The sequence below is a fragment of the Pseudomonas sp. FG35 genome, from assembly GCF_057809295.1.
Genome location: NZ_JBMDJR010000009.1, coordinates 50,444 through 75,882 on the forward strand (window position 1 = coordinate 50,444; position 25,439 = coordinate 75,882).

At 62.3% G+C, this 25,439-nt stretch carries 32 protein-coding genes; 10 read left to right on the plus strand and 22 right to left on the minus strand.

Annotated features, from left to right (window positions below; genetic code table 11):
• Window positions 1-25: 25 nt before the first annotated feature.
• From rsmD to ACODTD_RS18525, 4 genes are all read right to left on the minus strand, one after another.
• The gene (gene rsmD / locus ACODTD_RS18510; protein WP_064380079.1) at window positions 26-634 is read right to left on the minus strand and encodes a 16S rRNA (guanine(966)-N(2))-methyltransferase RsmD; all 609 of its coding nucleotides are present in this window, start codon (window positions 632-634) and stop codon (window positions 26-28) included.
• A complete protein-coding gene (locus ACODTD_RS18515; protein WP_285354346.1) occupies window positions 634-2,121 on the minus strand; it encodes a M16 family metallopeptidase in 1,488 nt (495 codons plus the stop codon). Before ACODTD_RS18515 ends, rsmD begins: the two co-directional genes overlap by 1 nt.
• A complete protein-coding gene (locus ACODTD_RS18520) occupies window positions 2,114-3,469 on the minus strand; it encodes a M16 family metallopeptidase (protein WP_285354347.1) in 1,356 nt (451 codons plus the stop codon). Before ACODTD_RS18520 ends, ACODTD_RS18515 begins: the two co-directional genes overlap by 8 nt.
• 151 nt (window positions 3,470-3,620) lie before the next feature.
• On the minus strand, window positions 3,621-3,815 hold the full coding sequence (locus ACODTD_RS18525) for a hypothetical protein (protein WP_080511029.1): 195 nt from the start codon (window positions 3,813-3,815) through the stop codon (window positions 3,621-3,623).
• Between ACODTD_RS18525 and ftsY the strand changes: the two genes are divergently transcribed.
• From ftsY to rpoH, 4 genes are all read left to right on the plus strand, one after another.
• A complete protein-coding gene (gene ftsY / locus ACODTD_RS18530) occupies window positions 3,814-5,325 on the plus strand; it encodes a signal recognition particle-docking protein FtsY (protein ID WP_489105087.1) in 1,512 nt (503 codons plus the stop codon). The genes ACODTD_RS18525 and ftsY overlap by 2 nt on opposite strands.
• Complete coding sequence (ftsE, locus tag ACODTD_RS18535) at window positions 5,322-5,993, plus strand: cell division ATP-binding protein FtsE (RefSeq protein WP_007953396.1); 672 nt, start codon at window positions 5,322-5,324, stop codon at window positions 5,991-5,993. Before ftsY ends, ftsE begins: the two co-directional genes overlap by 4 nt.
• Window positions 5,990-7,015 (plus strand): permease-like cell division protein FtsX, encoded by a 1,026-nt coding sequence (ftsX, locus tag ACODTD_RS18540; protein WP_064380089.1) that lies wholly within the window; start codon window positions 5,990-5,992, stop codon window positions 7,013-7,015. The genes ftsE and ftsX overlap by 4 nt, the downstream gene beginning before the upstream one ends.
• A gap of 116 nt (window positions 7,016-7,131) precedes the next feature.
• Window positions 7,132-7,986, plus strand: a complete 855-nt coding sequence (gene rpoH, locus ACODTD_RS18545) for an RNA polymerase sigma factor RpoH (RefSeq protein ID WP_007953393.1) — start codon at window positions 7,132-7,134, stop codon at window positions 7,984-7,986.
• A 70-nt stretch (window positions 7,987-8,056) separates the two neighbouring features.
• Here the strand turns inward: rpoH and mtgA are convergent, their stop codons facing one another.
• Window positions 8,057-8,779, minus strand: a complete 723-nt coding sequence (mtgA, locus tag ACODTD_RS18550; RefSeq protein ID WP_007953390.1) for a monofunctional biosynthetic peptidoglycan transglycosylase — start codon at window positions 8,777-8,779, stop codon at window positions 8,057-8,059.
• Window positions 8,780-8,853: 74 nt separating this feature from the next.
• On the opposite strand from mtgA, the gene ACODTD_RS18555 reads away from it, so the two are divergent.
• The 4 genes from ACODTD_RS18555 to trmB all read left to right on the plus strand — a co-directional run bounded on the left by ACODTD_RS18555 (window position 8,854) and on the right by trmB (window position 11,097).
• Window positions 8,854-9,234: a DUF423 domain-containing protein gene (locus ACODTD_RS18555; protein ID WP_011336384.1), complete on the plus strand. Its 381-nt coding sequence runs from the start codon at window positions 8,854-8,856 to the stop codon at window positions 9,232-9,234.
• A gap of 72 nt (window positions 9,235-9,306) precedes the next feature.
• Entirely contained in the window at window positions 9,307-9,507 is a 201-nt protein-coding gene (thiS, locus tag ACODTD_RS18560) for a sulfur carrier protein ThiS (RefSeq protein WP_007953386.1), read from the plus strand.
• A gap of 60 nt (window positions 9,508-9,567) precedes the next feature.
• On the plus strand, window positions 9,568-10,362 hold the full coding sequence (locus ACODTD_RS18565; protein WP_007953385.1) for a thiazole synthase: 795 nt from the start codon (window positions 9,568-9,570) through the stop codon (window positions 10,360-10,362).
• Between the two features lie 9 nt (window positions 10,363-10,371).
• A complete protein-coding gene (gene trmB, locus ACODTD_RS18570; RefSeq protein ID WP_285354349.1) occupies window positions 10,372-11,097 on the plus strand; it encodes a tRNA (guanosine(46)-N7)-methyltransferase TrmB in 726 nt (241 codons plus the stop codon).
• A 66-nt stretch (window positions 11,098-11,163) separates the two neighbouring features.
• Here trmB and ACODTD_RS18575 read toward each other — a convergent pair whose 3' ends face one another.
• The 10 genes from ACODTD_RS18575 to ACODTD_RS18620 all read right to left on the minus strand — a co-directional run bounded on the left by ACODTD_RS18575 (window position 11,164) and on the right by ACODTD_RS18620 (window position 18,056).
• Window positions 11,164-11,487, minus strand: coding sequence for a DUF3392 domain-containing protein (locus tag ACODTD_RS18575; RefSeq protein WP_011336381.1), 324 nt, complete (start codon window positions 11,485-11,487; stop codon window positions 11,164-11,166).
• 22 nt (window positions 11,488-11,509) lie between these two features.
• Entirely contained in the window at window positions 11,510-12,715 is a 1,206-nt protein-coding gene (gene hemW / locus ACODTD_RS18580; protein ID WP_260411757.1) for a radical SAM family heme chaperone HemW, read from the minus strand.
• Window positions 12,712-13,308: an RdgB/HAM1 family non-canonical purine NTP pyrophosphatase gene (rdgB, locus tag ACODTD_RS18585; RefSeq protein ID WP_011336379.1), complete on the minus strand. Its 597-nt coding sequence runs from the start codon at window positions 13,306-13,308 to the stop codon at window positions 12,712-12,714. Before rdgB ends, hemW begins: the two co-directional genes overlap by 4 nt.
• Window positions 13,305-13,739, minus strand: a complete 435-nt coding sequence (locus tag ACODTD_RS18590; protein WP_011336378.1) for a DUF4426 domain-containing protein — start codon at window positions 13,737-13,739, stop codon at window positions 13,305-13,307. Before ACODTD_RS18590 ends, rdgB begins: the two co-directional genes overlap by 4 nt.
• Window positions 13,740-13,765: 26 nt before the next feature.
• On the minus strand, window positions 13,766-14,386 hold the full coding sequence (metW, locus tag ACODTD_RS18595; protein WP_011336377.1) for a methionine biosynthesis protein MetW: 621 nt from the start codon (window positions 14,384-14,386) through the stop codon (window positions 13,766-13,768).
• 7 nt (window positions 14,387-14,393) lie between these two features.
• Window positions 14,394-15,533 (minus strand): homoserine O-succinyltransferase MetX, encoded by a 1,140-nt coding sequence (metX, locus tag ACODTD_RS18600; protein ID WP_011336376.1) that lies wholly within the window; start codon window positions 15,531-15,533, stop codon window positions 14,394-14,396.
• 109 nt (window positions 15,534-15,642) lie between these two features.
• Entirely contained in the window at window positions 15,643-15,930 is a 288-nt protein-coding gene (locus tag ACODTD_RS18605; RefSeq protein ID WP_039767931.1) for a DUF167 domain-containing protein, read from the minus strand.
• On the minus strand, window positions 15,927-16,517 hold the full coding sequence (locus ACODTD_RS18610; RefSeq protein WP_489105088.1) for a YggT family protein: 591 nt from the start codon (window positions 16,515-16,517) through the stop codon (window positions 15,927-15,929). Before ACODTD_RS18610 ends, ACODTD_RS18605 begins: the two co-directional genes overlap by 4 nt.
• 10 nt (window positions 16,518-16,527) lie before the next feature.
• Window positions 16,528-17,346 (minus strand): pyrroline-5-carboxylate reductase, encoded by an 819-nt coding sequence (proC, locus tag ACODTD_RS18615; protein ID WP_221615964.1) that lies wholly within the window; start codon window positions 17,344-17,346, stop codon window positions 16,528-16,530.
• A gap of 23 nt (window positions 17,347-17,369) precedes the next feature.
• Window positions 17,370-18,056 (minus strand): YggS family pyridoxal phosphate-dependent enzyme, encoded by a 687-nt coding sequence (locus ACODTD_RS18620; protein WP_108563470.1) that lies wholly within the window; start codon window positions 18,054-18,056, stop codon window positions 17,370-17,372.
• Window positions 18,057-18,112: 56 nt separating this feature from the next.
• On the opposite strand from ACODTD_RS18620, the gene ACODTD_RS18625 reads away from it, so the two are divergent.
• Window positions 18,113-19,147, plus strand: coding sequence for a type IV pilus twitching motility protein PilT (locus ACODTD_RS18625; RefSeq protein ID WP_007953348.1), 1,035 nt, complete (start codon window positions 18,113-18,115; stop codon window positions 19,145-19,147).
• 45 nt (window positions 19,148-19,192) lie between these two features.
• On the opposite strand, the gene ACODTD_RS18630 is transcribed toward ACODTD_RS18625, so the two are convergent.
• Window positions 19,193-19,810, minus strand: coding sequence for a C40 family peptidase (locus tag ACODTD_RS18630; RefSeq protein ID WP_108563468.1), 618 nt, complete (start codon window positions 19,808-19,810; stop codon window positions 19,193-19,195).
• A 249-nt stretch (window positions 19,811-20,059) separates the two neighbouring features.
• On the opposite strand from ACODTD_RS18630, the gene ACODTD_RS18635 reads away from it, so the two are divergent.
• Entirely contained in the window at window positions 20,060-20,494 is a 435-nt protein-coding gene (locus ACODTD_RS18635) for an NINE protein (RefSeq protein WP_007953343.1), read from the plus strand.
• Between the two features lie 36 nt (window positions 20,495-20,530).
• On the opposite strand, the gene ACODTD_RS18640 is transcribed toward ACODTD_RS18635, so the two are convergent.
• The 6 genes from ACODTD_RS18640 to ACODTD_RS18665 form a co-directional block, all read right to left on the minus strand.
• Window positions 20,531-21,802 (minus strand): dihydroorotase, encoded by a 1,272-nt coding sequence (locus ACODTD_RS18640; protein ID WP_285354350.1) that lies wholly within the window; start codon window positions 21,800-21,802, stop codon window positions 20,531-20,533.
• A complete protein-coding gene (locus ACODTD_RS18645; RefSeq protein WP_007913665.1) occupies window positions 21,799-22,803 on the minus strand; it encodes an aspartate carbamoyltransferase catalytic subunit in 1,005 nt (334 codons plus the stop codon). Before ACODTD_RS18645 ends, ACODTD_RS18640 begins: the two co-directional genes overlap by 4 nt.
• Before the next feature lie 27 nt (window positions 22,804-22,830).
• Window positions 22,831-23,334 carry a bifunctional pyr operon transcriptional regulator/uracil phosphoribosyltransferase PyrR gene (gene pyrR, locus ACODTD_RS18650; RefSeq protein ID WP_011336369.1) on the minus strand — a complete coding sequence of 168 codons (504 nt, stop codon included), beginning with the start codon at window positions 23,332-23,334 and terminating at the stop codon, window positions 22,831-22,833.
• 81 nt (window positions 23,335-23,415) lie between these two features.
• The gene (ruvX, locus tag ACODTD_RS18655; protein ID WP_007953334.1) at window positions 23,416-23,853 is read right to left on the minus strand and encodes a Holliday junction resolvase RuvX; all 438 of its coding nucleotides are present in this window, start codon (window positions 23,851-23,853) and stop codon (window positions 23,416-23,418) included.
• The gene (locus ACODTD_RS18660) at window positions 23,853-24,425 is read right to left on the minus strand and encodes a YqgE/AlgH family protein (RefSeq protein WP_011336368.1); all 573 of its coding nucleotides are present in this window, start codon (window positions 24,423-24,425) and stop codon (window positions 23,853-23,855) included. Before ACODTD_RS18660 ends, ruvX begins: the two co-directional genes overlap by 1 nt.
• A gap of 59 nt (window positions 24,426-24,484) precedes the next feature.
• Window positions 24,485-25,384 carry an energy transducer TonB gene (locus ACODTD_RS18665; protein WP_011336367.1) on the minus strand — a complete coding sequence of 300 codons (900 nt, stop codon included), beginning with the start codon at window positions 25,382-25,384 and terminating at the stop codon, window positions 24,485-24,487.
• Window positions 25,385-25,439 lie beyond the last annotated feature (55 nt).

The window sequence follows — 25,439 nt, forward strand, 5'->3', positions numbered from 1 at the left end:
CTCGCCGCTTTTTCAGGCCGGTCGGTTAACCGGCGATCACTGCCATACGTTGCCACAACGCGTAGTACACCCGCCCGGATTTCTGCTCGCGGTGCAGGCGCCAGTTGCCCGGCAGGCCGAGGGTCGATGGCGCGGTTTCGCTTTCAGTGTAGATCCACGAATCATCGGCCAGCCATTGGCGCTCTTCCAGCAGCGTGCACACCGCTGGCAGCAGGTTCTGGTTGAACGGGGGGTCGAGGAATACCAGATCGAACGCGGTTGCGGTCTGGGTTTCCAGGTAGCGCAGCGCGTCGGCGGTCTGCACCTGGCCGTTGGTGCAGCGCAGGGTGCCGAGGTGTTCTTTCAGGCTGGAGACCGCGACGTGGCTGGCATCCAGCGCCTGGCCCATGGCCGCGCCACGGGACAGCGCTTCGAGAAACAGCGCGCCGCTGCCGGCGAACGGGTCGAGTACCTTGGCCCCGGCAACGTACGGCGCGAGCCAGTTGAACAGGGTTTCACGCACCCGGTCCGGCGTCGGGCGCAGACCCGGCGCATCAGGGAAGCTCAGCTTTCGGCTGCGCCATTCGCCGCCGATGATGCGCAACTGGTTCACACCGTTGTGCAGTTTTTGTACAGGTTTCTTTGGACTGGCCATTAATGCTCCGGAACCCCGAGCGGCTGCTCGGCAGGTTTATCAGATGGGGCCGGTAACGGCTTTTGCGGCACGGTCGGGCCAGCGCTGACGATGACCAGTTTATCCGTGCTCAAGTGTTTGTTCAGAACGTCGCGAACCTGCTCGACCGTCAGGCTCTGGGACTGACGCATGAAGTCGTCCAGATAGCTCAGCGGCAGGTTGTAGAACCCCATGGCGCCGAGCTGACCGACGATATCGGCATTGCTTGCGGTGGACAGCGGGAAGCTGCCGGCCAGTTCGCGCTTGGCGTCGTCCAGTTCTTTCTGGGTCGGGCCGGTCTTGAGGTAGTCGGCGAGCACATCCTGCACCAGTTTCAGGGTGCCTTCGCTCATTTCCGCGCGGGTCTGCAGGTTGATCATGAACGGGCCACGAGCCTGCATCGGGCTGAAGGCCGAATACACGCCGTAGGTCAGGCCGCGCTTCTCACGCACCTCGCTCATCAGCCGGGTGCCGAAACCGCCACCGCCGAGGATCTGGTTGCCCATCGACAGCGCGGCGTAGTCCGGGTCGTCACGGTCGATGCCCAGTTGCGCGATCATCAGGTTGGTCTGCTTCGACGGAAACTCGATGTGGCCGATGCCGGCTTTCGGCTCGGTCGGTTGCTCGACTTTCGCCAGCGCCGGGCCTTTGGGCAGCGCAGCGGACACCTGATTGGCAATCGCCTCGGCTTCGCTGCGGGACAGATCGCCGACCAGCGCAATCACCACGTTGCCGGCCGCATAGGCCTTGGCGTGGAACTCACGCAGTTGCGCCAGCGTGATCTTCGGTACGCTTTGCGCGTTGCCGTCGCTGGAATGGGCGTACGGGTGATCGCCGTACAGACGCTTCATCAGTTCCAGGCTGGCGAGTTTGCCGGGGTTCTGTTTCTGGTATTCGAAACCGGCGAGCATCTGGTTCTTGATGCGCGCGAAGGAATCGGCCGGGAAGGTCGGTTTGCCCACCACTTCCGAGAACAGTTTCAGCGCCGGCTCGCGTTTGTCGGCGGCGCTCAGGCTGCGCAGCGACGCGATGGCCATGTCCTTATAGGCGCCGTTGCCGAAATCCGCGCCCAGGCCTTCGAAACCTTGGGCGATGGCGCCGACATCCTTGCCCGCCACACCTTCGTTGAGCATGGCGTTGGTCAGCAGGGCCAGACCTGGCGCGTTGCCGTCCTGGCTGCTGCCGGCGGAAAAGATCAGGCGCATGTCGAACATCGGCAGTTCGCGGGCTTCGACGAACATCACCTTGGCGCCTTCGGCGGTGTTCCAGGTCTGCACGTCGAGCTTGCGGCTGGCCGGGGCCTTGCCGTCGAGTTCGGCCAGCGATTGCAGCTTCTGGCTGGACTTGGCGTTATCCAGCGCTTCGCTGGCCTTGGTGTTGTCGCTCGGCACCAGATAGAACGCAGCCGAGCCGATGATGGCCACGGCGATCAGGCCGAGCAGCAGACGTGGGGTTTTGCGCTCACTCATGAGTCGTCTCCAGAGGCAGGACGTGGGCGACGCTGAGACGTTCGCGGGTGAAATACAGCTTGGCGGCGTTCTGGATGTCTTGCGGGGTGACGCTTTCCAGGTCGGCCAGTTCGGTGTCCATCAGCTTCCACGACAGACCGACGGTCTCCAGCTGGCCGATGGCGGTGGCCTGGCTGGTGATCGAATCACGCTCGAAGACCAGGCCGGCGATGACCTGCGCACGTACGCGTTCCAGCTCTTCGGCGGACGGTGCGCTGGTTTTCAGCTGCTCCAGCAGTTTCCACAGGCCGGCTTCCGCCTGGGCGATGGTCTTTTTCTTCTGGGTGTTCGGCGTGGCCGACAGGGTGAACAGGCTGTCACCGCGGGTGTAGGCGTCGTAACTCGACGAGCCGCCGGACACCAGCTCTTCGCCGCGCTCCAGTTGAGTCGGGATGCGGCCGCTGTAGCCGCCGTCCAGCAACGCCGAGATCAGGCGCAAGGCGTTGACCGAGCGTTTGTCTTCGGCGGTGGCGATGCTCGGGACGTTGAAACCGAGCATCAGGCTCGGCAGTTGAGTCTGCACGTGCAGGGTGATCTGGCGTTCACCCGGTTCGGCCAGTTCCAGCGGCTTTTTCGCCGGCGGCACGTCGCGTTTCGGGATCGGCCCGAAGTAGCGCTGGGCGAGGGTCTTCACCTCGTCCGGTGTCACGTCGCCGACCACCACCAGCGTGGCGTTGTTCGGCACGTACCAGGACTGATACCAGTGACGCAGTTCTTCGACTTTCATCCGCTCAAGGTCAGCCATCCAGCCGATGGTCGGCGTGTGGTAACCGCTGGCCGGGTAGGCCATGGCCTTGTAGCGCTCGTAGGCCTTGGCCATCGGCTTGTCGTCGGTGCGCAGACGGCGCTCTTCCTTGATGACTTCGATTTCCTTGGCGAACTCGTCGGCCGGCAGGCGCAGGTTGGCCATGCGGTCGGCTTCCAGTTCGAAGGCCACGCCCAGACGGTCACGGGCCAGCACCTGGTAATAAGCGGTGAAGTCGTCGCTGGTGAACGCGTTCTCTTCGGCGCCGAGGTCACGCAGGATCAGCGAGGCTTCGCCGGGGCCGACTTTCTCGCTGCCCTTGAACATCATGTGCTCGAGGGCGTGGGACAGACCGGTCTGGCCCGGGGTTTCGTAGCTGGAACCAACCTTGTACCAGACCTGCGACACCACCACCGGCGCGCGATGGTCTTCGCGCACGACGACCTTCAGGCCGTTGTCGAGGGTGAATTCGTGTGTCGGTTGCGGGTCGGCCGCCAGGGCCGAAAGGGGCAGGCAGACTGTGCTGAGCAGCAGGCCTGCGGCGCGGCGGGCTAGAGCATTCATTCGTTTTTAAACCTGTTGGGCTGCCCGCTTGGTCTTAGCGTCGGCGGGCGAGAGGGTGCTAGGATACTGATCCGTTTTACCGGCGACCACGCCTATCCGGTTTTGAAACCTGATCAGGTTGTATGGGTTTGCGGCAGAAGGCTTTGGTTTATCAGCTAAACTTCGCTTTTTCGCCGATTTTGCCGGCCAGTCCTTCATTAAAACGATTCCTTTGAGGTGCCGTTGGTGCCTCGACAAAATGTTGCGCGTGAACAAGCTGGGTGAAACACAGTCTGTTCTGCATCGAATATTTATTTGCCGGGGCGCCCCTGTGGCGCGTCGCTACCGTGAGATAGCCGTCCTCCATGTTTGGTTCCAACGACGACAAGAAGACCCCAGCTGCGGCTGGCGAGAAGAAAAGCCTGTTCGGATGGCTGCGCAAGAAACCGCAGGAACCCGTCGTCGAACAGCCGACTGCCATTCCTGAGCCGGCCCCTGCGCCTGCTCCCGTATTAGAAGAAGCGCCGGCACCGGTCGTGCTGCCGATCGCCGAGCCGGTGCTGCAACCGGTGGCCGAGGCCGATCCAGAAGCGCCGGCTGCCGCCGAGTTGCCGCTGACCCCGGCCAGCGAACCGTGGCTGACATTGCCGGTGGCGGAAGAGCCGGTGGCGCTGGTCGAAGAGGCCGCGCCGCACGTTACGCCGCCGATTCCTGCGCCGGTGGCGTTCACGCCAGAGCCTGTTCAGGCGCCGGTGGTGGAAGCTGCTCCTTTCATTCCAGAACCTGTGGTTGCTGCTCCGGTTGCTCCGATTGTCGAAGTGCCCGAGCCTGCACCTGCACCTGCACCTGCACCTGCACCTGCACCTGCACCTGCACCTGTCGCCGTAGCGCCAGTGGAATCCCAGGTTGAAACCCAGGTCGAGGCTCCGCGTACCGAGGAAACCAAGGCCGGCTTCTTCGCCCGTCTCAAGCAGGGCCTGTCCAAGACCAGCGCCAGTATCGGCGAGGGCATGGCCAGCCTGTTCCTCGGCAAGAAAGCCATCGATGACGATCTGCTCGACGATCTCGAAACCCGCCTGCTGACGGCCGACGTTGGCGTCGAGGCGACTTCGGTGATCATCCAGCGCCTGACCCAGAAGGTCGCACGTAAAGAGCTGGCCGATTCCGACGCCCTGTACAAATCCCTGCAGGCCGAGCTGGCCGCAATGCTCAAACCGGTCGAGCAGCCGCTGAAGATCGCTTCCCGGAACAAGCCGTTCGTGATTCTGGTGGTCGGCGTCAACGGCGCCGGCAAGACCACCACCATCGGCAAACTGGCGAAGAAACTGCAGCTGGAAGGCAAGAAAGTCATGCTGGCCGCCGGTGATACCTTCCGTGCTGCGGCTGTCGAGCAGTTGCAGGTCTGGGGCGAGCGCAACAAGATTCCGGTAATCGCCCAGCACACGGGCGCGGACTCGGCTTCGGTGATCTTCGACGCCGTGCAGGCCGCCAAGGCTCGTGGCATCGACGTGCTGATCGCCGACACCGCCGGTCGTCTGCACACCAAAGACAACCTGATGGAAGAACTGAAAAAGGTTCGCCGGGTGATCGGCAAGCTCGACGCCGATGCGCCGCACGAAGTGCTGCTGGTGCTCGACGCCGGCACCGGCCAGAACGCCATCAACCAGGCCAAGCAATTCAACCAGACCGTCGAACTGACCGGCCTGGCGCTGACCAAGCTCGACGGCACCGCCAAGGGCGGGGTGATTTTCGCCCTGGCCAAGCAGTTCGGCCTGCCGATCCGCTATATCGGCGTCGGTGAAGGCATCGACGATCTGCGTACCTTTGAAGCCGAACCCTTTGTCCAGGCACTGTTTGCCGAGCGGGAGCGTTCATGATTCGTTTCGAACAGGTCGGTAAGCGCTACCCGAACGGTCACGTCGGCTTGCATGAGCTGAGCTTTCGAGTCCGTCGCGGCGAGTTCCTGTTTGTCACCGGCCACTCCGGTGCCGGTAAATCCACTCTGTTACGCCTGCTGCTGGCGATGGAACGTCCGACCAGTGGCAAGCTGCTGCTCGCCGGACAAGACCTGAGCACCATCAGCAATGCGCAGATTCCGTTCCTGCGTCGGCAGATCGGCGTGGTGTTCCAGAACCATCAACTGCTGTTCGATCGCACGGTGTTCAACAACGTCGCGCTGCCGTTGCAGATTCTCGGGCTGTCCAAGGTCGAAATCGCCAAGCGCGTCGATTCGGCGCTGGAGCGTGTGGCCCTGTCGGACAAGGCCGAGCTGTATCCGGGCGACCTGTCCACCGGACAGCAACAGCGCGTCGGCATTGCCCGTGCCATCGTTCACCGTCCGGCACTGCTGTTGGCGGACGAACCGACCGGTAACCTCGACCCGCGTCTGGCGGCCGAGATCATGGGCGTGTTCGAAGACATCAACCGTCTGGGCACCAGCGTGCTGATCGCCAGTCACGACTTGGCGCTGATTGCGCGCATGCGCCATCGCATGCTGACCCTGCAACGCGGCCGATTGATCGGCGACGGGGAGGCCGGCGTATGAGTGCAACACGCAGTCCGAAGGTTTCCGAGCGCGTGGCCCCGAAGGCCGCCGATCCGCAACCGCCAAAGAAGAAAAAGCACGACGATGACGACGGCCCGGATTTCGCCACGTTGTTCCGTGCCTGGATCGAAAGCCATCGCGCCAGCTGGATCGACAGCCTGCGCCGTCTCGGCAAGCAGCCGATCGGCAGCTTCTTCACCTGCATGGTGATGGCCGTTGCGCTGAGTCTGCCGATGGGCCTTTCGTTGTTGCTGAACAATGTCGAGCGCCTGGGCGGCTCGTGGCAGCGCGCGGCGCAGATCTCGCTGTACCTGGAGCTCGAGGCGACTCCGGCTCAGGGCGAAGCATTGCGCGACCAGATCAAGGGCATGCCGGGCGTAGCTGATGCCGAATATGTCGGCCGCGATCAGGCGCTGGAAGAGTTCCAGCAGCAGTCCGGCCTGGGCGAAGCCCTGCGCGAGCTGCCGGAAAACCCGCTGCCGGGCGTAGTGCTGGTGACGCCGAACGAGGTCGACAAGTCGACCCTGGAAGCATTAAGACAAAAACTTTCCGAGCTGCCCAAGGTACAACAGGCGCAACTTGATCTAGTCTGGGTCGAGCGTCTGGCCGCCATCCTCAAGCTCGGCGACCGTTTCGTGTTCGGTCTGACGGTGTTGCTGGTTTCCGCATTACTTTTGGTGATAGGCAATACCATTCGTCTTCATATTGAAAACCGCCGCACCGAGATAGAAGTGATTAAACTCGTTGGCGGCACCGACAGTTATGTGCGTCGTCCCTTCCTTTATATGGGCGCGCTGTATGGCTTCGGTGCGGGGCTGCTGTCCTGGGGTGTTTTGGCGTTCGGCCTGAACTGGCTGAACGACGCGGTGGTCGGGCTGGCCGGCTTGTACGGCAGTGATTTCGCACTGGCCGGCGTGCCGGTTGCCGACGGTCTGTCGCTCTTGCTTGGCGCGGTGCTGTTGGGTTATATCGGTGCATGGATTGCAGTCGCACGTCATCTCAGGGAGCTGGCGCCGAAGTAGAATCTTTTTTTGCGCGTGATTGACCTTTCAGTGGTTAAGGAAACTTTCATTTGAGTTTCCGGTCAATTTTTCGCAATGCTGAAAAGCATGAGTATGTAAGTCGGAGGTTTTTCCGTATGTCCAATTCTTTGCAACCTGCGTATGCATTGGTTCCAGGCGCAAACCTGGAAGCCTACGTGCACACCGTCAACAGCATTCCATTGCTGACGCCGGAGCAGGAGCGTGAACTGGCCGAGAGTCTCTACTATGAGCAGGATCTGGGGGCGGCTCGGCAGATGGTGCTCGCCCACCTGCGGTTTGTCGTACACATCGCCCGTAGCTATTCCGGCTACGGTCTGGCTCAGGCTGACCTGATCCAGGAAGGTAACGTCGGCCTGATGAAGGCCGTGAAGCGTTTCAACCCGGAAATGGGCGTGCGTCTGGTGTCCTTCGCGGTGCACTGGATCAAGGCCGAGATTCACGAGTTCATCCTGCGCAACTGGCGGATCGTGAAAGTCGCGACCACCAAGGCCCAGCGCAAGCTGTTCTTCAACCTGCGCAGCCAGAAGAAACGTCTGGCCTGGCTGAACAACGAGGAAGTCCACCGTGTGGCGGAAAGCCTCGGCGTCGAGCCGCGTGAAGTGCGTGAGATGGAAAGTCGCCTGACCGGCCATGACATGGCCTTCGACCCGGCTGCGGAAGCGGACGACGACAGTGCTTTCCAGTCGCCGGCCAACTACCTGGAAGACCACCGGTACGACCCGGCGCGTCAACTGGAAGACGCCGACTGGAGCGACAACTCCAATCACAACCTGCACGAAGCGCTGGAAGTGCTGGACGAACGCAGCCGCGACATCCTCTACCAGCGCTGGCTGGCAGAAGAGAAAGCCACGCTGCACGACCTGGCGCAGAAGTACAACGTGTCGGCCGAGCGGATCCGTCAGCTCGAGAAGAGTGCGATGAACAAGCTCAAGTTGTCGATTGCCGCATAACCGGTAGTCCGGCAATGAAAAACGCCCCGATCAGTGATGATCGGGGCGTTTTTGTTTGCCTGTCAGAACGTCATTGGGCCCAAGGCGCACGGCGCGAATCATTGAGTGTCAGCAGGTAACTGTCGCCACCCAGCTGGCTCATCTGCTGGCGAATCCAGCCGGCCCGGCGCGACACGTAAGCGGTCGGATGACTGGCGCTCCAGACCCGGGGATTCGGCAGCACAGCCGCCAGATAACTCGCCTGCTGCCGGGACAGCGACCTGGCGCCTACGCCAAAGTGATGCCTTGCCGCCGCTTCGGCGCCGAACACACCGTCATCCCACTCGACGCTGTTCAGGTACACCTCGAGAATTCGCTGTTTGGGCCAGAACACTTCGATCAGCGCGGTAAACCAGGCCTCCAGGCCCTTGCGCAGATAACTGCGGCCGGACCACAAGAACAGGTTCTTCGACACTTGTTGGCTCAAGGTGCTGGCGCCACGGATCGAGCCGCCGAGTTCGTTGTGGGCCAGTGCTGCCTTGATCGCGCTCAGGTCAAAACCCCAGTGCTCGGGGAATTTCTGGTCTTCGCCGGCAATCACCGCGACCTTCAGGTCATCGGAGATCTCGTCCCAAGGCTTCCAGGTGCGTTGCAGATCGATCGGCTCGCCGTCGACCCAGGATTCGATCTTGCGCTCGACCATCAGCGCCGTGCCCGGTGGCGGCACGAAACGAAACACCAACACCAGCAATACGCTGCCGCCCGCGAACCAGAGCAGGGCCTTCGTGAAACGACGGAGAAATAAACGCAGCATAGAGATGGCTTGGCCGAACCGGTTGAGCGGGCCATTATACAGACCCTGCCGATCGAGTCTGACTGGAGTTCTACATGCTGCGTAGCTTTCTGATGCTGGCCGCCTTCTTTGGTTTCACCGGTGTCGGCCTCGGCGCATTCGCCGCCCATGGCCTGAAAAACCGGTTGACACCCGAATACCTGGCGATCTTCCACACCGGCGTCACTTATCAACTGGTGCACGCACTGGCGCTGTTCGGCGTGGCGCTGCTGGCCACGCAGCTTCAGGGGCGTCTGGTCGCCTGGGCCGGCATCTCGTTCACCATCGGCATCCTGCTGTTCTCCGGCAGCCTGTACTTGTTGACCACCCTCGGCATCGGCAAGCTCGGCATCATCACCCCGTTCGGTGGCCTGGCGTTCCTGATTGGCTGGCTGTGCCTCGGACTCGCCGCCTGGCGCCTGCAGCCAACCGCTTGACGCTTGGTGCTGACCTTTAGGTCATGATCGGGCTAGAATGCCACCCCCTAAAAAGTGATGGCGGCGTTGCGCATGCGCATTCAGTTGAACGGTGAATCCTTTGAACTGCCCGACGGTGAAACCGTTGCGGCCCTGCTGACCCGTCTGGACCTGACCGGACGCCGCGTCGCGGTCGAACTCAATCTGGATATCGTCCCGCGCAGCCAGCATGCCGACACCACTTTGAACGACGGCGACAACGTCGAAGTCGTGCACGCGATCGGCGGCGGCTAGTCGCCAGGCCTGCATGGGCCGACAATTCTGCAAGACCCTCACTCCAACAGAGGATTCCCCATGAGCATCGTTCGTAGCGACAAGCCTTTCGTTCTGGCCGGCCGTACTTACCAGTCGCGTTTGCTGGTCGGTACCGGCAAGTACCGTGACATGGAAGAAACCCGCCTGGCCATCGAAGCCTCGGGTGCCGAGATCGTCACCTTCGCGGTGCGCCGCACCAACCTGGGCCAGATCGAAGGCGAGCCGAACCTGCTCGAAGTGCTGTCGCCGGATCGCTACACCTTCCTGCCGAACACCGCCGGCTGCTACGACGCGGTCGAGGCCGTGCGCACCTGCCGCCTGGCCCGTGAGCTGCTCGACGGCCACAACCTGGTGAAGCTGGAAGTGCTGGCCGACCAGAAAACCCTGTTCCCCAACGTGATCGAAACCCTCAAGGCCGCCGAAGTGCTGGTCAAGGAAGGCTTCGACGTGATGGTTTACACCAGCGACGACCCGATCATCGCCCGGCAACTGGCGGAAATCGGCTGCATCGCGGTGATGCCGCTGGCCGGTCTGATCGGTTCGGGCCTGGGGATCTGCAACCCGTACAACCTGCAGATCATCCTCGAAGAAGCCAAAATTCCGGTGCTGGTGGATGCCGGTGTCGGTACCGCTTCCGACGCCACCATCTCCATGGAACTGGGCTGTGACGCCGTGCTGATGAACTCGGCCATCGCCCACGCCCAGCAGCCGATCATGATGGCCGAAGCCATGAAACACGCGATCGTCGCGGGCCGCCTGGCCTACCTCGCCGGCCGCATGCCGAAAAAACTCTATGCCAGCGCCTCTTCGCCGCTGGATGGTCTGATCAAGTAAGAGCTATTGATGACTGAATCGAACGACACGCCAATCCAGACGGAAGAAGGCGACGAGCGCCAACACCGCCGCATCAAGAGTTTCGTGATGCGCGCCGGGCGCATGACCGAAGGCCAGCAGCGCGGCCTGGATCAGGGCGCGCCGAAGTTCGTCCTGCCGCTGGCCGATGCGCCGGTGGATTTCGACCAGGTGTTCGGCCGTTCCGCGCCGCGTTCGCTGGAGATCGGTTTCGGCATGGGCCACTCGCTGCTGGAGATGGCCGCCGCTGCGCCGGAGCAGGATTTCATCGGTGTCGAGGTTCACCGTCCGGGTGTCGGCGCACTGCTCAACGGCGTGCTGACTCAGGGCCTGACCAACCTGCGGGTCTACGACTGCGACGCGATCGAAGTGCTCAACCGCTGCATTGCCGACAACAGCCTCGATCGCCTGATGCTGTTCTTCCCGGATCCGTGGCACAAGAGCCGTCACCATAAGCGCCGCATCGTTCAGGCGTCCTTCGCTGAACTGGTGCGCAGCAAATTGAAGGTTGGCGGCATTCTGCACATGGCCACCGACTGGGAACCGTACGCCGAATACATGCTGGAAGTGATGAACGTCGCCCCGGGCTATCGCAACCTTGCCGAAGACGGCAAGTGCGTACCCCGCCCGGCCGAACGCCCGATCACCAAGTTCGAACGCCGTGGCGAACGTCTTGGGCATGGCGTGTGGGATCTGAAGTTCGAAAGGCTCGCTTAAACGTTACGCAATAAAAAACTGTGGGAGCCAATGGCTCCCACAGTTGTTTTGGGTAGTAGCTGAAAATCAGCGGCGATCCGCGACCACGCCAATCAACACAAGCACCACCAACAACACCGGCGCCAGGCTGTAGTTGTTGAACTGGCTCAGCCCCTTCACCACCCACGGCGTCGCGTAGATCAGCGCCGCGCCGCTGCCGATCATGCACAGCAGGGCCATCAGCGGCACGCGCAGGGCGCCGGCGATGCTGCCCAGGCGTTGCTCGACCCAGCCCTTGAAGTCGGCGCCGAACAGCACCAGCAGGCAGCCCACCAGCGCCAGGGCGATTTCCGAGAGGTTGCTGCGGCTCCAGCGGGAGACGGTGGCGAGCAGGTCGAGTATCAAATCCATGCGTTTTCCCTTGGGACTGAAGTCAGTTCAGAAATTGTTGCAGCAAGTCGTTGAGGAACAGCTGTCCGCGCTCTGTGGTCGCCAGGCGTGACGGTTCGACCTGCAACAGACCGCTTTGTTCGGCCTCGCGCCGACCTTCGGCAAGCGTGTCCAGCGACAGGCCGGTGCGCTCCGGGTACAGGCGCGATTCGACGCCGGCGGTGAGGCGCAGGGCGTTCATCAGGAACTCGAACGGCATCTCGTCGTTGGTCAGGGCTTTCTCGCCGGCCTGGAAGCTTTTGGCCGGGTTGAGGTAGTCCTTCGGCAGGCGTGTCTTCCAGGTACGCACGATGCGCCCGTCCGGGTGACTGAGCTTGCCGTGGGCGCCGGCGCCGATGCCGATGAAGTCGCCGAAGCTCCAGTAATTGAGGTTGTGCCGCGCCGGTCGACCCGGTTGGGCGTAGGCCGAAATTTCGTACTGCGCGTAACCGTGCTCGGCCAGCAGCGCCTGCCCGGCCTCTTGAATGTCCCACAGCGTGTCGTCTTCCGGCAGCACCGGCGGCTGGTTCCAGAACACGGTGTTCGGCTCCAGTGTCAGCTGATACCAGGAAATATGCGTCGGCTTCAGTTCGATCGCCTGGCGCAGATCGCTCAGGGCATCGTCCAGTGACTGGTCCGGCAAGCCGTGCATCAAGTCGAGGTTGAAGTTATCGAACCCGGCCTGGCGCGCCATGCCGGCGGCGCGTACGGCTTCATCGCCGTTGTGGATTCGGCCGAGGGCCTTGAGCTTTTCCTGCTGGAAGCTCTGGATACCGATCGACAGGCGATTGATTCCCAGCTTGCGGTAGGCGACGAACTTCTCTTGCTCGAAAGTCCCGGGGTTGGCTTCCAGGGTGATTTCGATGTCATCGGCAAACGGGATGCGTTGTTTGACGCCTTCCAGCAAGCGACCAAGGGCTTCGGCACTGAACAGGCTCGGCGTGCCGCCGCCAAAGAAGATCGAACTCAACTCACGGCCGTACACCGCGTGCAGATCCTGATCAAGGTCGGCCAGCATCGCGTCGACATACTCCTGCTCCGGCAGCACCGGGCTGGCGGTGTGGGAGTTGAAGTCGCAATAGGGGCATTTGCGCACACACCACGGGATGTGGATGTACAGCGCCAGGGGCGGCAGCGTCGGCAACGGCGCCCGAGGCGAGGAGGCGGCGCCGCCGATAATCAGCGACGACGCGGAGGAGCTATCGGTCATTTCAAGCCCAGACGCTGGCGCAGCAGATCCATTGCACGGGCGCGGTGGCTGATCTGGTTCTTGTCGCTCGGGCTCAGTTCGGCGCTGGACACGTTACGCTCCGGCACCCAGAACAATGGGTCGTAGCCGAAACCGTGCTCACCGCTGGCGGCGGTCAGAATGCGCCCGTGCCACAGGCCTTCGCAGAGGATCGGCAGTGGATCGTCGGCGTGACGTACCAGCGCCAATACGCAGACGAACTGCGCGCCGCGTTCGGCTTCCGGCACGTCCTTCAAGGCGTCGAGCAATTTGGCATTGTTCGCCGCGTCGCCCTTGCCGTCGGCGTAGCGCGCCGAGTAGATGCCCGGCGCACCGCCGAGGAAATCCACCGCCAGACCCGAGTCGTCGGCCAGCGCCGGCAGACCGGAAATGCGCGCGGCATTGCGGGCCTTGAGGATCGCGTTCTCGACGAACGATAGGCCGGTTTCTTCCGGCTCCACGCTGCTGAATTCGCCGATCGAGCGCAATTGCACCGAGTCGCCGAGCATGGCCTGGAGTTCCTTGAGTTTGCCGGCGTTATGGCTGGCCAGTACGAGTTGCTTGAGATTGATCATTGGCCAGGGAAAAGCTCTTGGTTGAAATTGAGGGTGTTGATCTTGTCGCCGGTCTGTACCTTGATTTCAAAGGTGCGGGTTTCCTGCTGCTCCACCGGGTACTGGGCGATGTAGTAGATCGCGCCCTGTTCGGTGATCTGGCGGAAAGTCAGCGGCACGCTCTGGCTGGTCAAGTCCTTGACGGTGCCGGTGACCTGGGCGATCAGCGGCTTGCCGTCCTTGATCACCGAGACATTGATCACGCCCTGGTTCTTGCTGCGGATCAGCTCGGCCGCCTTGGCGATGTCCGGCGTCAGGAAGGTCGAGTTGAAGGTGTTGTAATGCACGGTGACATCACCGAACACTTCCTTGCGTTCGCCCTTGATGGCATCGGCGGCCACGGCCGACAGGCTCAGGCAGGCGGCCAATAGCGCGGTAATCAAGCGTCCCATGTTCGTTCTCCTCGCAATGTCGTGGTTCAGACCGCGATTCTGTGATCCGCAAGCCCCGGGCTGCTGACGCGGTAGATACCGATCTCACCTAACAGATTAGGCCATAGCTTACTGGCCCACCCGTGGCGGTGCTGTTGATCCACGGCAAGCCGATCAATGACCTTCGCCTCACGTTCGCGACAAAGTTCTTCAAAGTCTTCGAAGGTACAGAAGTGGATGTTCGGCGTGTTGTACCAGGTGTACGGCAGGAATTCCGACACCGGCATCCGACCCTTGCTCGCCAGGTACCAGCGGCAGCGCCAGTGACCGAAATTCGGGAACGTGATGATGCACTGGCGACCGACCCGCAGCATTTCGTCGAGGATCTTGTCCGGGTAATGCACGGCTTGCAGGGCCTGGGTCATCACCACGATGTCGAAGCTGTTGCTGGCGAAGTTGCCCAGGCCCTTGTCCAGGTCCTGCTCGATGACGTTGATGCCCTTGGCCACGCACTCGGCGATGTTGTCCGGGTCGTTTTCCAGGCCGTAGCCGGTGACCTGCTTGTGGTCGCGCAGCCAGGTCAGCAATTCGCCGTCACCGCAGCCGAGGTCGAGCACGCGGCTGCCGGCGGGGATCCATTCCTGGATGATTTCCAGATCAGCTCTCATGGCTTTCTCACAACGTAATGCGGTTCATGTAATTGCCGAACGCCTGCAAGTAGCGCGGGATCGGAATCAGGAAGGCGTCGTGGCCCTGGGGCGCGTCGATTTCCAGGTAGCTGACGTCCTTGCGCGCGGCCATCAGCGCGTCCACCAGTTCCCGCGAGCGGGCCGGGGAGAATCGCCAGTCGGTGGTGAACGACATCACGCAGAACTTGGCTTTTGCACCTTCGAAGGTTTTCGCCAGGTTATCGTTGAAGTTCGCCGCCGGATCGAAGTAGTCCAGCGCCTTGGTCATCAACAGATAGGTGTTGGCATCGAAGCGCCCGGAGAACTCTTCGCCCTGATAGCGCAGGTAGCTTTCGACCTGGAACTCGACGCTGTGGAAGTCGTAGTTGAGCTTTTCGCTCTTCAGGCCACGGCCGAATTTCTCGCCCATGGAGTCGTCGGACAGGTAGGTGATGTGCCCCACCATCCGCGCCAGCATCAGGCCGCGCTTGGGGATCACGCCGTGTTCCTGGAACGAGCCGCCGTGGAATTCCGGGTCAGTGAGGATCGCCTGGCGCGCCACTTCGTTGAAGGCGATGTTCTGCGCCGACAGCTTGGGGGCCGAGGCGATGGCCAGGCAGTGGCGAACGCGATCCGGATACGTGATGGTCCATTGCAGCGCCTGCATGCCGCCCAGGCTGCCGCCGATCACCGCGGCCCACTGGCCGATGCCGAGCAGATCGGCCAGACGTGCCTGGCTGTGCACCCAGTCTTCCACGGTCAGCACCGGGAAGTCGGCGCCGAATGGCTTGCCGGTTTCCGGGTTGAGGCTGCTCGGGCCGGTGGAACCGTTGCAACCGCCGAGGTTGTTCAGGCTGACCACGAAGAACTTGTTGGTGTCGATCGGTTTGCCGGGCCCGATGCAGCTGTCCCACCAACCGGGCTTGCGGTCGTCGACGCTGTGGTAACCCGCAGCGTGGTGGTGGCCGGACAAGGCGTGGCAAATCAGTACGGCGTTGCTCGCTTGCGCGTTCAGCGTGCCGTAGGTTTCGTAGATCAGGTCATAATCGGCCAGCGAACGGCCGCAGGCCAGGGCCAGCGGTTCGCTGAAGTGCGCCGTTTGCGGCGTCACCAGACCAACAGAATCGGGGGGAAAGGCAGCTGGCATCGACCCTGCTCTCGTTGAAATGAGGCGTAAGTCTAAAGACCGGTGGGGTTAGCGGCAAGCAACGATCAGGCCTGATTTGCGCTCGTTCCCACGCAGAGCGTGGGAACGATCAGCTGACTAGTCCGGGCAGATCCGGCAACTTCTTCGGCGAGCAGATCTTCACCCGCTTCTGCCGGTTCAGCTCACCACTGAGCAAACTGACCTGGCTTTTGGAAACCCCAAAAGCCTTGGCCAGAAACCCCATCAGGTACGCATTGGCCTTGCCCTCGACCGGCGGCGCGGTCAGGCGGATTTTCAGGCGATCACCGTGCAGCCCGCAGAAATCATCGCTGCGGGCGGCCGGTTGCAGGTGACATTCCAGAATCAGGTCGTCACCGTCCCAGCGAAACCAGCTCACATCAGCAGGCGCAGGATTTCCGGCATCATCGTCATCGCCGCGAGGTTGTTGATCACCAGCATGTCGATCAGCTTCAGCACGAGGAAGGCGAAGATCGGCGACAGATCCAGACCACCGAGGTTCGGCAGGATGCGGCGGAACGGCGCCAGGGCCGGTTCACAGATCTGGTTCACCAGTTCGGCGCCCGGATTGTGGCTGCCCGGTGCGACCCAGGACAGGATGATGCTGATGATCATGGCCCAGAAGAAAATCTTCAGGAACAGCGCCGTCACGCCGATCAGCGACCAGATCAGCAGTTGCATCGGGTTACCGGTGGTGCCGTAGGTCAGCAGCAGCGTCAGCGCCATCAGCGCCAGTTGCACGAGGATCGCCAGCACCAGCGACGACATGTCGAGGCCGAACAGGCTCGGGATGATCCGGCGCAGTGGCTTGAGCAACGGCTGGGTGGCCTTGACCACGAACTGGCACAGCGGGTTGTAGAAGTTCGCCCGCACCAGTTGCAGGACGAAGCGCAGCAGCACGATCAGCAGGTACAGGCTGCCGAGGGTTTGCAGCACGTAGACCGCTGCGGTGTTCAATCCAATCATGTAAGGCTCCTTATTTGCCCAATTGTTCGGCCATTTCGGCCGAGCGGTGCGCGGCGGCGCCGAGTGCTTTTTCCACCAGGGCTTCGAAGCCGCCGGCCTGGAACGATTTGATCGCAGCTTCCGTGGTGCCGGCCGGCGAGGTCACGCGGCGGCGCAGTTCGGCCGCGTCGACGTCGCTGGATACCGCCATCTGCGCGGCGCCCAGCGCGGTCTGCAAGGTCAGCTGCTCGGCGGTTTCCTTCGGCAGGCCGAGTTTGACGCCGGCGGCGGTCATGGCTTCGATCAGCAGGAAGAAGTACGCCGGGCCGGAACCGGAGACAGCGGTGACCGCGTCCAGTTGCTGCTCTTCGTTCAGCCACAGGGCGATGCCCACGGCGGACAGCAGTTCTTCAGCCTGTTGACGCTGTTCGGCGCTCACCTTGCCTGTGGCGTACAAGCCGCTCACGCCCTGGCGCAGCAGCGCCGGGGTGTTCGGCATGCAGCGCACGATCGGCTGTTCGCCGAGCCAGGCCGTCATGCTGGCGCAGGTGATGCCGGCGGCGATGGACACCACCAGTTGATTCGGTTTCAGGCTCGGGCGAATCGCTTCGCACACCAGCTTCATGGCTTGTGGTTTGACCGCCAGTACCACTACATCGGCGCCGTCGATGGCCTGGGCGTTGTCGGCGAAGGTTTCGATGCCGTGTTCGGCGCTGACTTTGGCGCGGGTTTCTTCACCCGGATCGCTGGCGCGGATGTGTGCACCTTCCAGACCCTTGGCCCGCAGGCCGCCGATCAGGCTGGCGGCCATGTTGCCGGCACCGATAAAGGCAATACGTGTGTTGCTCATGTCAGGTCCTTATCTGGAAATGGTCAAGATTGGGAATAGTCACGGGCGCCGAACAGGGCCGTACCGATACGGACCCAGGTCGCGCCCTGGGCAATGGCCGACTCGAGGTCGTGGCTCATGCCCATGGAAAGTGTGTCGAGCGGCAGATCGAGGCCGGCCTGCAACTTCTGAACGGCGGCGAATGCCGCGTCCTGCTCGGCGCGATCTTCGGTCGGCTCGGGAATTGCCATCAGCCCGCGCAGCTTCAGGCGCGGCAGGGCGCTGATGGCCTGGGCCAGGGCCGGCAGGTCTTGCGGGGTGCAGCCGGACTTGCTGGCTTCACCGCTGACGTTGACCTGAATGCAGATGTTCAGTGGCGGCAGATCCGCCGGGCGTTGTTCGGACAGGCGTTGGGCGATTTTCAGACGATCCACGGAGTGCACCCAGGCGAAATGCTCGGCAATCGAGCGGGTCTTGTTCGACTGAATGGGGCCGATGAAGTGCCAGATCAAGGGCAGGTCGGCCAGTTCGAGCTGTTTGGCCAGGGCTTCCTGCAGGTAGTTCTCGCCAAAGTCGCGCAGGCCGGCGGCATACGCTTCACGCAGGGCTTCGGACGGTTTGGTCTTGCTCACGGCCAGTAGCTGGACGCTGTTTTCATCGCGTCCGGCGGCAGCGGTGGCGGCATGAATACGCGAACTAACCTGGAGAATGTTGTCTGCTATCGTGGACATCAAGAGGCGCCAGCGGTCTGAAGGTTCGCGGCATTCTACTGGAATTGAGGGACGCTATGGATATCACTGAACTGCTGGCCTTCAGCGCCAAACAGGGCGCTTCCGACCTGCACCTGTCGGCCGGTCTGCCGCCGATGATCCGCGTGGATGGCGATGTGCGGCGGATCAATCTGCCGGCGCTGGATCACAAACAGGTGCACGAGCTGATCTACGACATCATGAACGACACCCAGCGGGTGGACTTCGAGAAACATCTGGAAACCGACTTTTCCTTCGAAGTCCCCGGCGTGGCGCGCTTCCGGGTCAATGCCTTCAACCAGAACCGTGGCGCTGGCGCGGTGTTCCGGACCATTCCGTCGAAAGTGCTGAGTATGGAAGACCTCGCCATGGGCGACGTCTTTCGCAAGATCACCGATGCGCCACGCGGGCTGGTGCTGGTGACCGGGCCGACCGGCTCCGGCAAGTCCACGACGCTGGCGGCAATGATCGATTACCTCAACACCCATCGCCATCACCACATCCTGACCATTGAAGATCCGATCGAATTTGTCCACGAATCGCGCAAATGCCTGATCAATCAGCGCGAAGTCCATCGCGATACCCGTAGCTTCGCCACCGCATTGCGTTCGGCATTGCGCGAAGACCCGGACGTGATCCTGGTGGGCGAGATGCGCGATCTGGAAACCATTCGCCTGGCGCTGACGGCGGCCGAGACCGGGCACTTGGTGTTCGGCACCTTGCACACTACTTCGGCAGCCAAGACTATCGACCGGGTGGTGGACGTGTTCCCCGGGGACGAAAAATCCATGGTGCGCTCGATGCTCTCGGAGTCGTTGCTGGCGGTGGTGTCGCAGACGCTGATCAAGAAGATCGGCGGTGGTCGGGTGGCGGCGCACGAGATCATGCTGGGCACTTCGGCGATCCGTAACCTGATCCGCGAGGACAAGGTGGCGCAGATGTATTCGGCGATACAGACCGGCGGCTCGCTGGGGATGCAGACACTCGACATGTGCCTGAAGGATCTGGTGACCAAAGGCTTGATCAGCCGCGAACATGCGCGGGAGAAGGCGCGCACGCCGGATAACTTTTAGGCAAAAAAAACGCAGCCCGTGGGCTGCGTTTTTTTACCTGAACAATCAGCGCTGAACGACGCGCATCTGCCCCGATTCTTTCGGCAATACGCGTTTGGCCACCACGTAATGCTTTTCCCAGTACGGCTTGTTCAGTGTGTCGATGCTCACCGCTTTGCCGCGCCGTGGCGCATGGATGAAACGGTCGTTGCCCAGGTAGATGGCAACGTGATTGACCCGACGGCTCTTGATGTTGAAGAAAATCAGGTCGCCCGGCTTCAGGTCCTTGCGTTCGACTTTCTCGCCGTGACCGCTGGCCATGGCGTTCGAGGTGCGTGGCAGGTCGAACGTGGCGTCGTTGAACGCATACTTCACCAGACCGCTGCAGTCGAAGCCTTTACTCGGGCTGCTGCCGCCCCAACGGTATGGCGTACCGAGGACGTTTACCGCGCGACTCAGGACGTTACTGCTTTCCTTGGTCGCCATCGGTGGCACCAGCTTGCTGCGGCCGGTGCTGCTCAGCGTGGTGTGTTTGACCTGTTTGCCTTTGTTCGAAGGAGCAGAGGCATGGGATTTAGGGGTGAAACCGTTAACGTTGGGAAGACGTTGCTCACGATTGGTGGCGTGGGCGGCCAGTGGCATTAATAGGCAAATGGTTAGCCATGTCTTGAAAAATGGACGCATTAGGCAGGGCTCTTGGTGTGTTAGCGCGCAACTTTATAACAGCTTTTTTGTCACTTCCGAGGCCGTTGGTCGATTCAATCGGGTGCCAACGGAACCAAATAAGCGGCAAAAAGACGCAATTGTCGGACAGAAGTCCGGTGCTATAAGGCTTTGACGGGACACACGGTAGCATTTGCCATACGTCGGCTACCTGTAAAAAAGTCACAAAGAATTAAAGAATATTTATCTATCGCGTGTATCGAGGTCTTAATGAACGGCTATCAGCTGCCCCGTGTGAAGGAAAAAGACACCCATAGCAAGGTGATCGGTTACCTGTTGTGGATTTTCGGTTTCACAGGCTCACACCGCTTCTATTACGGCAAGCCGGTGACCGGCACGATCTGGTTTTTCACTTTCGGGTTGCTGGGGATCGGCTGGCTGATCGACGTGTTCCTGATCCCGGCGATGGATCGCGAAGCCGACCTGCGTTTCGCCGCGGGCCCGATCGAGTACAACGTGGCATGGATTCTCCTGACCTTCCTCGGCGCGCTCGGCGTGCACCGGATGTATCAGGGCAAGTGGATCAGCGGGGTGGTGTATCTGCTGACCGGCGGGTTGTTCTTTCTGGGGGTGCTGTATGACTTCTGGACGCTGAACGATCAGGTGTCCGTGCGTAATGCCGAAGGGCGCGGCGCCTTTCAGTAAGTGATGGCGAGGGAGCTGGCTCCCTCGCCATTTTTTTTACGCCTGATGGCTGATCCGGCCATCCACCAGCGTGTAACGCACAACACCTGGCAGGCTATGGCCGAGGAACGGGCAGTTCTCGCCCTTCGACAGCCAGGTTTCGCCGGCAACGGTCGAAGCCTTCGGATCGAACAGCACGATATCCGCCGCGCCACCCACCGCCAGTTTGCCCGCCGGCAGGCGCAGGGCTTCGGCCGGGCCGGTGCTCAGGCGGGCCAGCAGGGTCGACAGGTCCAGCAGGCCATCCTCGACCAGGGTCATTGCCAGCGGCAGCAGCAGTTCGACGCTGCTGATGCCCGGCTCGGTCGCGCCGAACGGTGCCAGTTTGGCATCGCGCTCGTGGGGCTGGTGATGGCTGGAGATGGCCGAGACCACGCCGGACTTCACCGCTTCACGCAGACCGTCGCGATCCACACGGGTGCGCAGCGGCGGTTGCACGTGATACAGGCTGCTGAAGTCGATCAGCGCTTCGTCCGTGAGGATCAGCTGATACAGGGCGACATCCGCCGTGACTTTCAAACCACGGGCCTGGGCCTGAGCGATCAGGGCCACGCCGCGAGCGCTGGTCAGCTGGCTGAAGTGCGCACGCACGCCGGTCTGCTCGACCAGCAGCAGATCCCGGGCCAGGGCCACGGTTTCAGCGGTTTCCGGGATGCCCGGCAGGCCGAGGAAACTGGCGGTGGCGCCTTCGTGGGCCAGGCCGCCGTCGGCCAGGTCGTGATCCTGCGAGTTGAAAATCACCGTCAGGTCGAAGGTCGCCGCGTAATCCAGCGCCCGGCACAGGGTGCGGGTGTTGCGGAAGCTTTCCAGGCCGTTGCCGAACGCCACGCAACCGGCGTCGCGCAGGGCAACGAGTTCTGCAAGCTGCTCGCCATCCAGACCTTTGCTCAGCGCCCCGATCGGGAACACCTTGGTGTTGCCGGCCTCGCGGGCGCGGTCGAGGATCAGCTCGGCCACGGCGGAGGTGTCGAGCACCGGTCTGGTTTTCGGCGGGCAGCACAGGCTGGTCACGCCGCCGGCCGCCGCAGCGCGGGTTTCGCTGGCGATGGTGCCTTTGCGGCTGTAGCCCGGCTCGCGCAGGGCGACGTTGAGGTCGACCAATCCCGGAGCGGCAACAAGGCCTTGGGCGTCGATGGTTTCGACGGCGGTGAAACCGGCCGGTGCAGCGCCGAGGGCGACGATCTTGCAGGCTTCAACGTGAATATCGGTGATTTGATCCAGGCCGCTGCTTGGATCGATGACGCGGGCGCCGAGAATGCTGAGCTTCACTGGGCGTTCTCCTGCTCGAATTGGCGCTGGGCAGTCTGTCCGCTCATGGCCATCGACAGCACGGCCATACGGATTGCGATGCCGTAGGTGACTTGATTGAGGATCACCGAGTGCGGGCCGTCGGCCACCGCCGACTCGATCTCCACGCCGCGGTTGATCGGCCCCGGGTGCATGACGATGCAATCGGGCTTGGCGCCGGCCAGGCGCGCGGTGGTCAGGCCGAACAGGCGATAGAACTCGCCTTCGCTCGGCAGCAGACCGCCAGTCATGCGCTCACGCTGCAGGCGCAGCATGATCACCACGTCGACGTCTTTCAGGCCTTCGGTCATGTCGGTGTAGACCTTCACACCGTATTGCTCGATGCCGATCGGCAGCAGGGTCTTCGGTGCGATCACGCGGATATCCGGGCAGCCGAGGGTCTTCAGGGCGAGCATGTTCGAGCGCGCCACCCGCGAGTGCAGGATGTCGCCGACGATGGCCACCGAGAGGTTCTCGAAACCGCCCTTGTGACGGCGGATGGTCAGCATGTCGAGCATGCCCTGGGTCGGGTGCGCGTGCCGGCCGTCGCCGCCGTTGATGATCGCCACTTGCGGGCAGACATGTTCGGCGATGAAGTGCGCGGCGCCCGAGTCACCGTGGCGCACGACGAACATGTCGGCGGCCATGGCCTCGAGGTTGCGCAGGGTGTCGAGCAGGGTTTCGCCCTTGCTGGCCGAAGAGGTCGACACGTTCAGGGTGATCACGTCCGCCGACAGGCGCTGGGCCGCCAGTTCGAAGGTGGTACGGGTGCGGGTCGAGTTTTCGAAGAACACGTTGCACACGGTCTTGCCGCGCAGCAACGGAACCTTCTTCACGGCCCGGGCACCGACTTCGAGGAACGAGTCGGCGGTGTCGAGGATTTCCGTCAGCAACTCGCGGCGCAGGCCGTCGAGCGAGAGGAAGTGGCGCAGCTGGCCCTGATCATTGAGCTGCAGCGGGCGCTTGGTATCTAGAGGCGTCATCGCGAGGGGGACTCTCAATAGGGCGGATTAAAGGGCAAGGTCTTGCAGTTCGAGGGCCAGCTCCGGCCCGGACAGCTTGACCCGCTCGTGGGCGGCCAGCGACAGGGTCGCGCCGACCACGTTCGGGCGGATCGGCAGTTCGCCGGCATCCAGGTCCAGCAGGCAGACCAGCGTCACGCTGGCCGGGCGGCCGTAGTCGAACAGTTCGTTCATGGCGGCGCGGATGGTCCGGCCGCTCATCAGTACGTCGTCGATCAGCACCAGATGCTGGCCTTCGATTTCGAAGGGCAGGGCGGACGGGCGCACCTGCGGGTGCAGGCCGTTCTGGCTGAAGTCGTCGCGGTAGAAGGAAACATCCAGCGTGCCCAATGGCGCGTCGCTACCCAGCTCTGCGAGCAGGGCCTGGGCGACCCAGACGCCGCCGGTGCGGATGCCGATGTAACGCGGTTCGCTGATATTACGCTGGGCAAGGTGCGCCTTGAGGCGGGTCGCCATCTGGCTGATCAGATCGGCGGGATTGGGCAGGCTCATGGTTGCTCCTTCTCGGGGTCGAGCCGGTTCTCGCGAACCGGGGCTCGGGTTGTAACCAAAAGAAAAGCGCCGTAGCGCTTGTCAGGATTCAAATAGTGCGGTGTTTTCGTCGAGCCAGCCTTGCAACAGCAGGGCGGCGGCGATGGCGTCCACCGGGTTATCGCGGTAGCTGCCTTTCTGTCCGCCGCGCACCAGTCGTTCGCCCTTGGCTTCGAAGGTCGTCAGGCGTTCGTCGTGGGTATAGAAAGGCAGGTTGAAGCGGCCATTGAGGCGACGGGCGAATTTCTCGGCGCGGGCGCACATCTCGCTGGGCGTACCGTCCATGTTCAGGGGCAGGCCGACCACCACGGCGTCGGGTTTCCATTCCTTTATCAGGGCTTCGACCTGATTCCAGTCCGGTACACCGTTCTGCGCCTTCAAGGTGCACAGTTCGCGGGCCTGGCCGGTAATCACCTGGCCGACCGCCACGCCGATCTGTTTGGTGCCGTAGTCGAAGCCGAGGATCAGGCGCAGGGCCATCAGGCGTGTCCTGCCTGGCTGGTCAGCAGGCTGAGGTTGATCCCCAGGTGCCTGGCCGCCGCTTCCAGGCGCAGTTCACTGCTGGTGTTGAACAGGATGTCGGCGTCGTACGGGCAGGTCAGCCAGGCGTTGTCGGCCAGTTCGGCCTCCAGCTGACCGGCTTCCCAGCCGGCGTAACCGAGGGTGATCACGCTTTTCGCCGGGCCCACGCCGTCGGCGATGGCGAACAGCACGTCCTGCGAGGTGGACAGGGCCAGATCGCCCTCCAGCTCGACGGTCGCCTGGAAAGTCTTGCCCGCCGGGTGAAGGACAAAACCGCGATCGGTCTGCACCGGGCCGCCGATGAAGATCGGCACGTGCTGGCACAGCGCTGGCGGATCGATGTCCGGGCGCAGTTGTTCGAGGATGTCGGCCAGATTCAGCTCTTGCGGTCGGTTGACCACCAGCCCCATGGCGCCATTGGCCGTGTGCTCGACGATGTAGGTCAAGGTGTGGGCAAAGTTCGGGTCGGCCATGTGTGGCATGGCGATCAGGAAGTGATGCTTGAGGTAGCTGGGGCTGACGTTTTTCATGTGCGCTAGTGTGGCGTTCGGGGGGCGAACTGACAAGCTGGAGCGGGCAAAAGATCGACTCAGTTACTGGACAGCCGGTCGCCCCGGGCGAATTTCCAGGTGCGGATGATTTCCAGTCGGTCGATGTCCGACAGGTCCCCGGTAAACGGTGCAAACGGGGCTGCCAGTCGCACGATGCGTTGTGCTGCCTGATCCAGCAGCGGCTGGCCGGAGGACTCCAGCACCAGCACTTCATACAGCGAGCCGTCGCGGTTGATCGACACCATCAGGCGCAGATTGCCGTAGATCTGCTTGCGCCGGGCTTCGTCGGGGTAATTGAGGTTGCCGATGCGCTCGACCTTCTTGCGCCACTCGTCCTTGTACCAGGCGCCCTTGTCGCGCATGGTCGACGCGGCGCTGAGGCGGTGGATGCGTGGGCGCTTGGCATACAGCTGTTGTTCGTTGGCCAGTTCGGCTTCGAGGCTGGCGATGTCGCTGGAGAGCTGCGAGCTGTCGAAGGTCGGGGCGTCGACCGTCGGTTTGGTCTCGGTCTTGGCTTCTTCTTTCTTGGTCGGCGCCTTTTTCGGTTTCGGCGCGACGGTCGTCACTGCTGCTTTGGGTGCGGCTTCCTGCACTTCCGGCTTGGCGGCGGGCGGCGGGGTGACTTTCTTGACTTCGTTTGCCTGGAACGGCGCGACCTCGGTGGTCTTGGGGATCGCCTTCTTGTCGAGGGTGCCGCTGCCTTCCTGGTTTTCCTGGGCGAGGAAATCGGCCTTCGCCGGCTTCTTTTCGCTCTTGAAGGTGGCGAGGGTGATTTCCAGGGTTTTGCTGATCTGCTTGGGCTCGACCATGGTGAAACCCACGCCGAGCAGCAGCGCCAGATGGATCAGCGCCGCGAGAAACAGGGTAAATCCGAGGCGATCGACCGGGCGCACGCCTTTATGGGCGAGTTCAGCGGGCAGATCGGACGGAAGTGTCATGACAAGAAAACCAACATCGCGTTTTTCACAGGCCGCGCATGATAACGCAATGTTG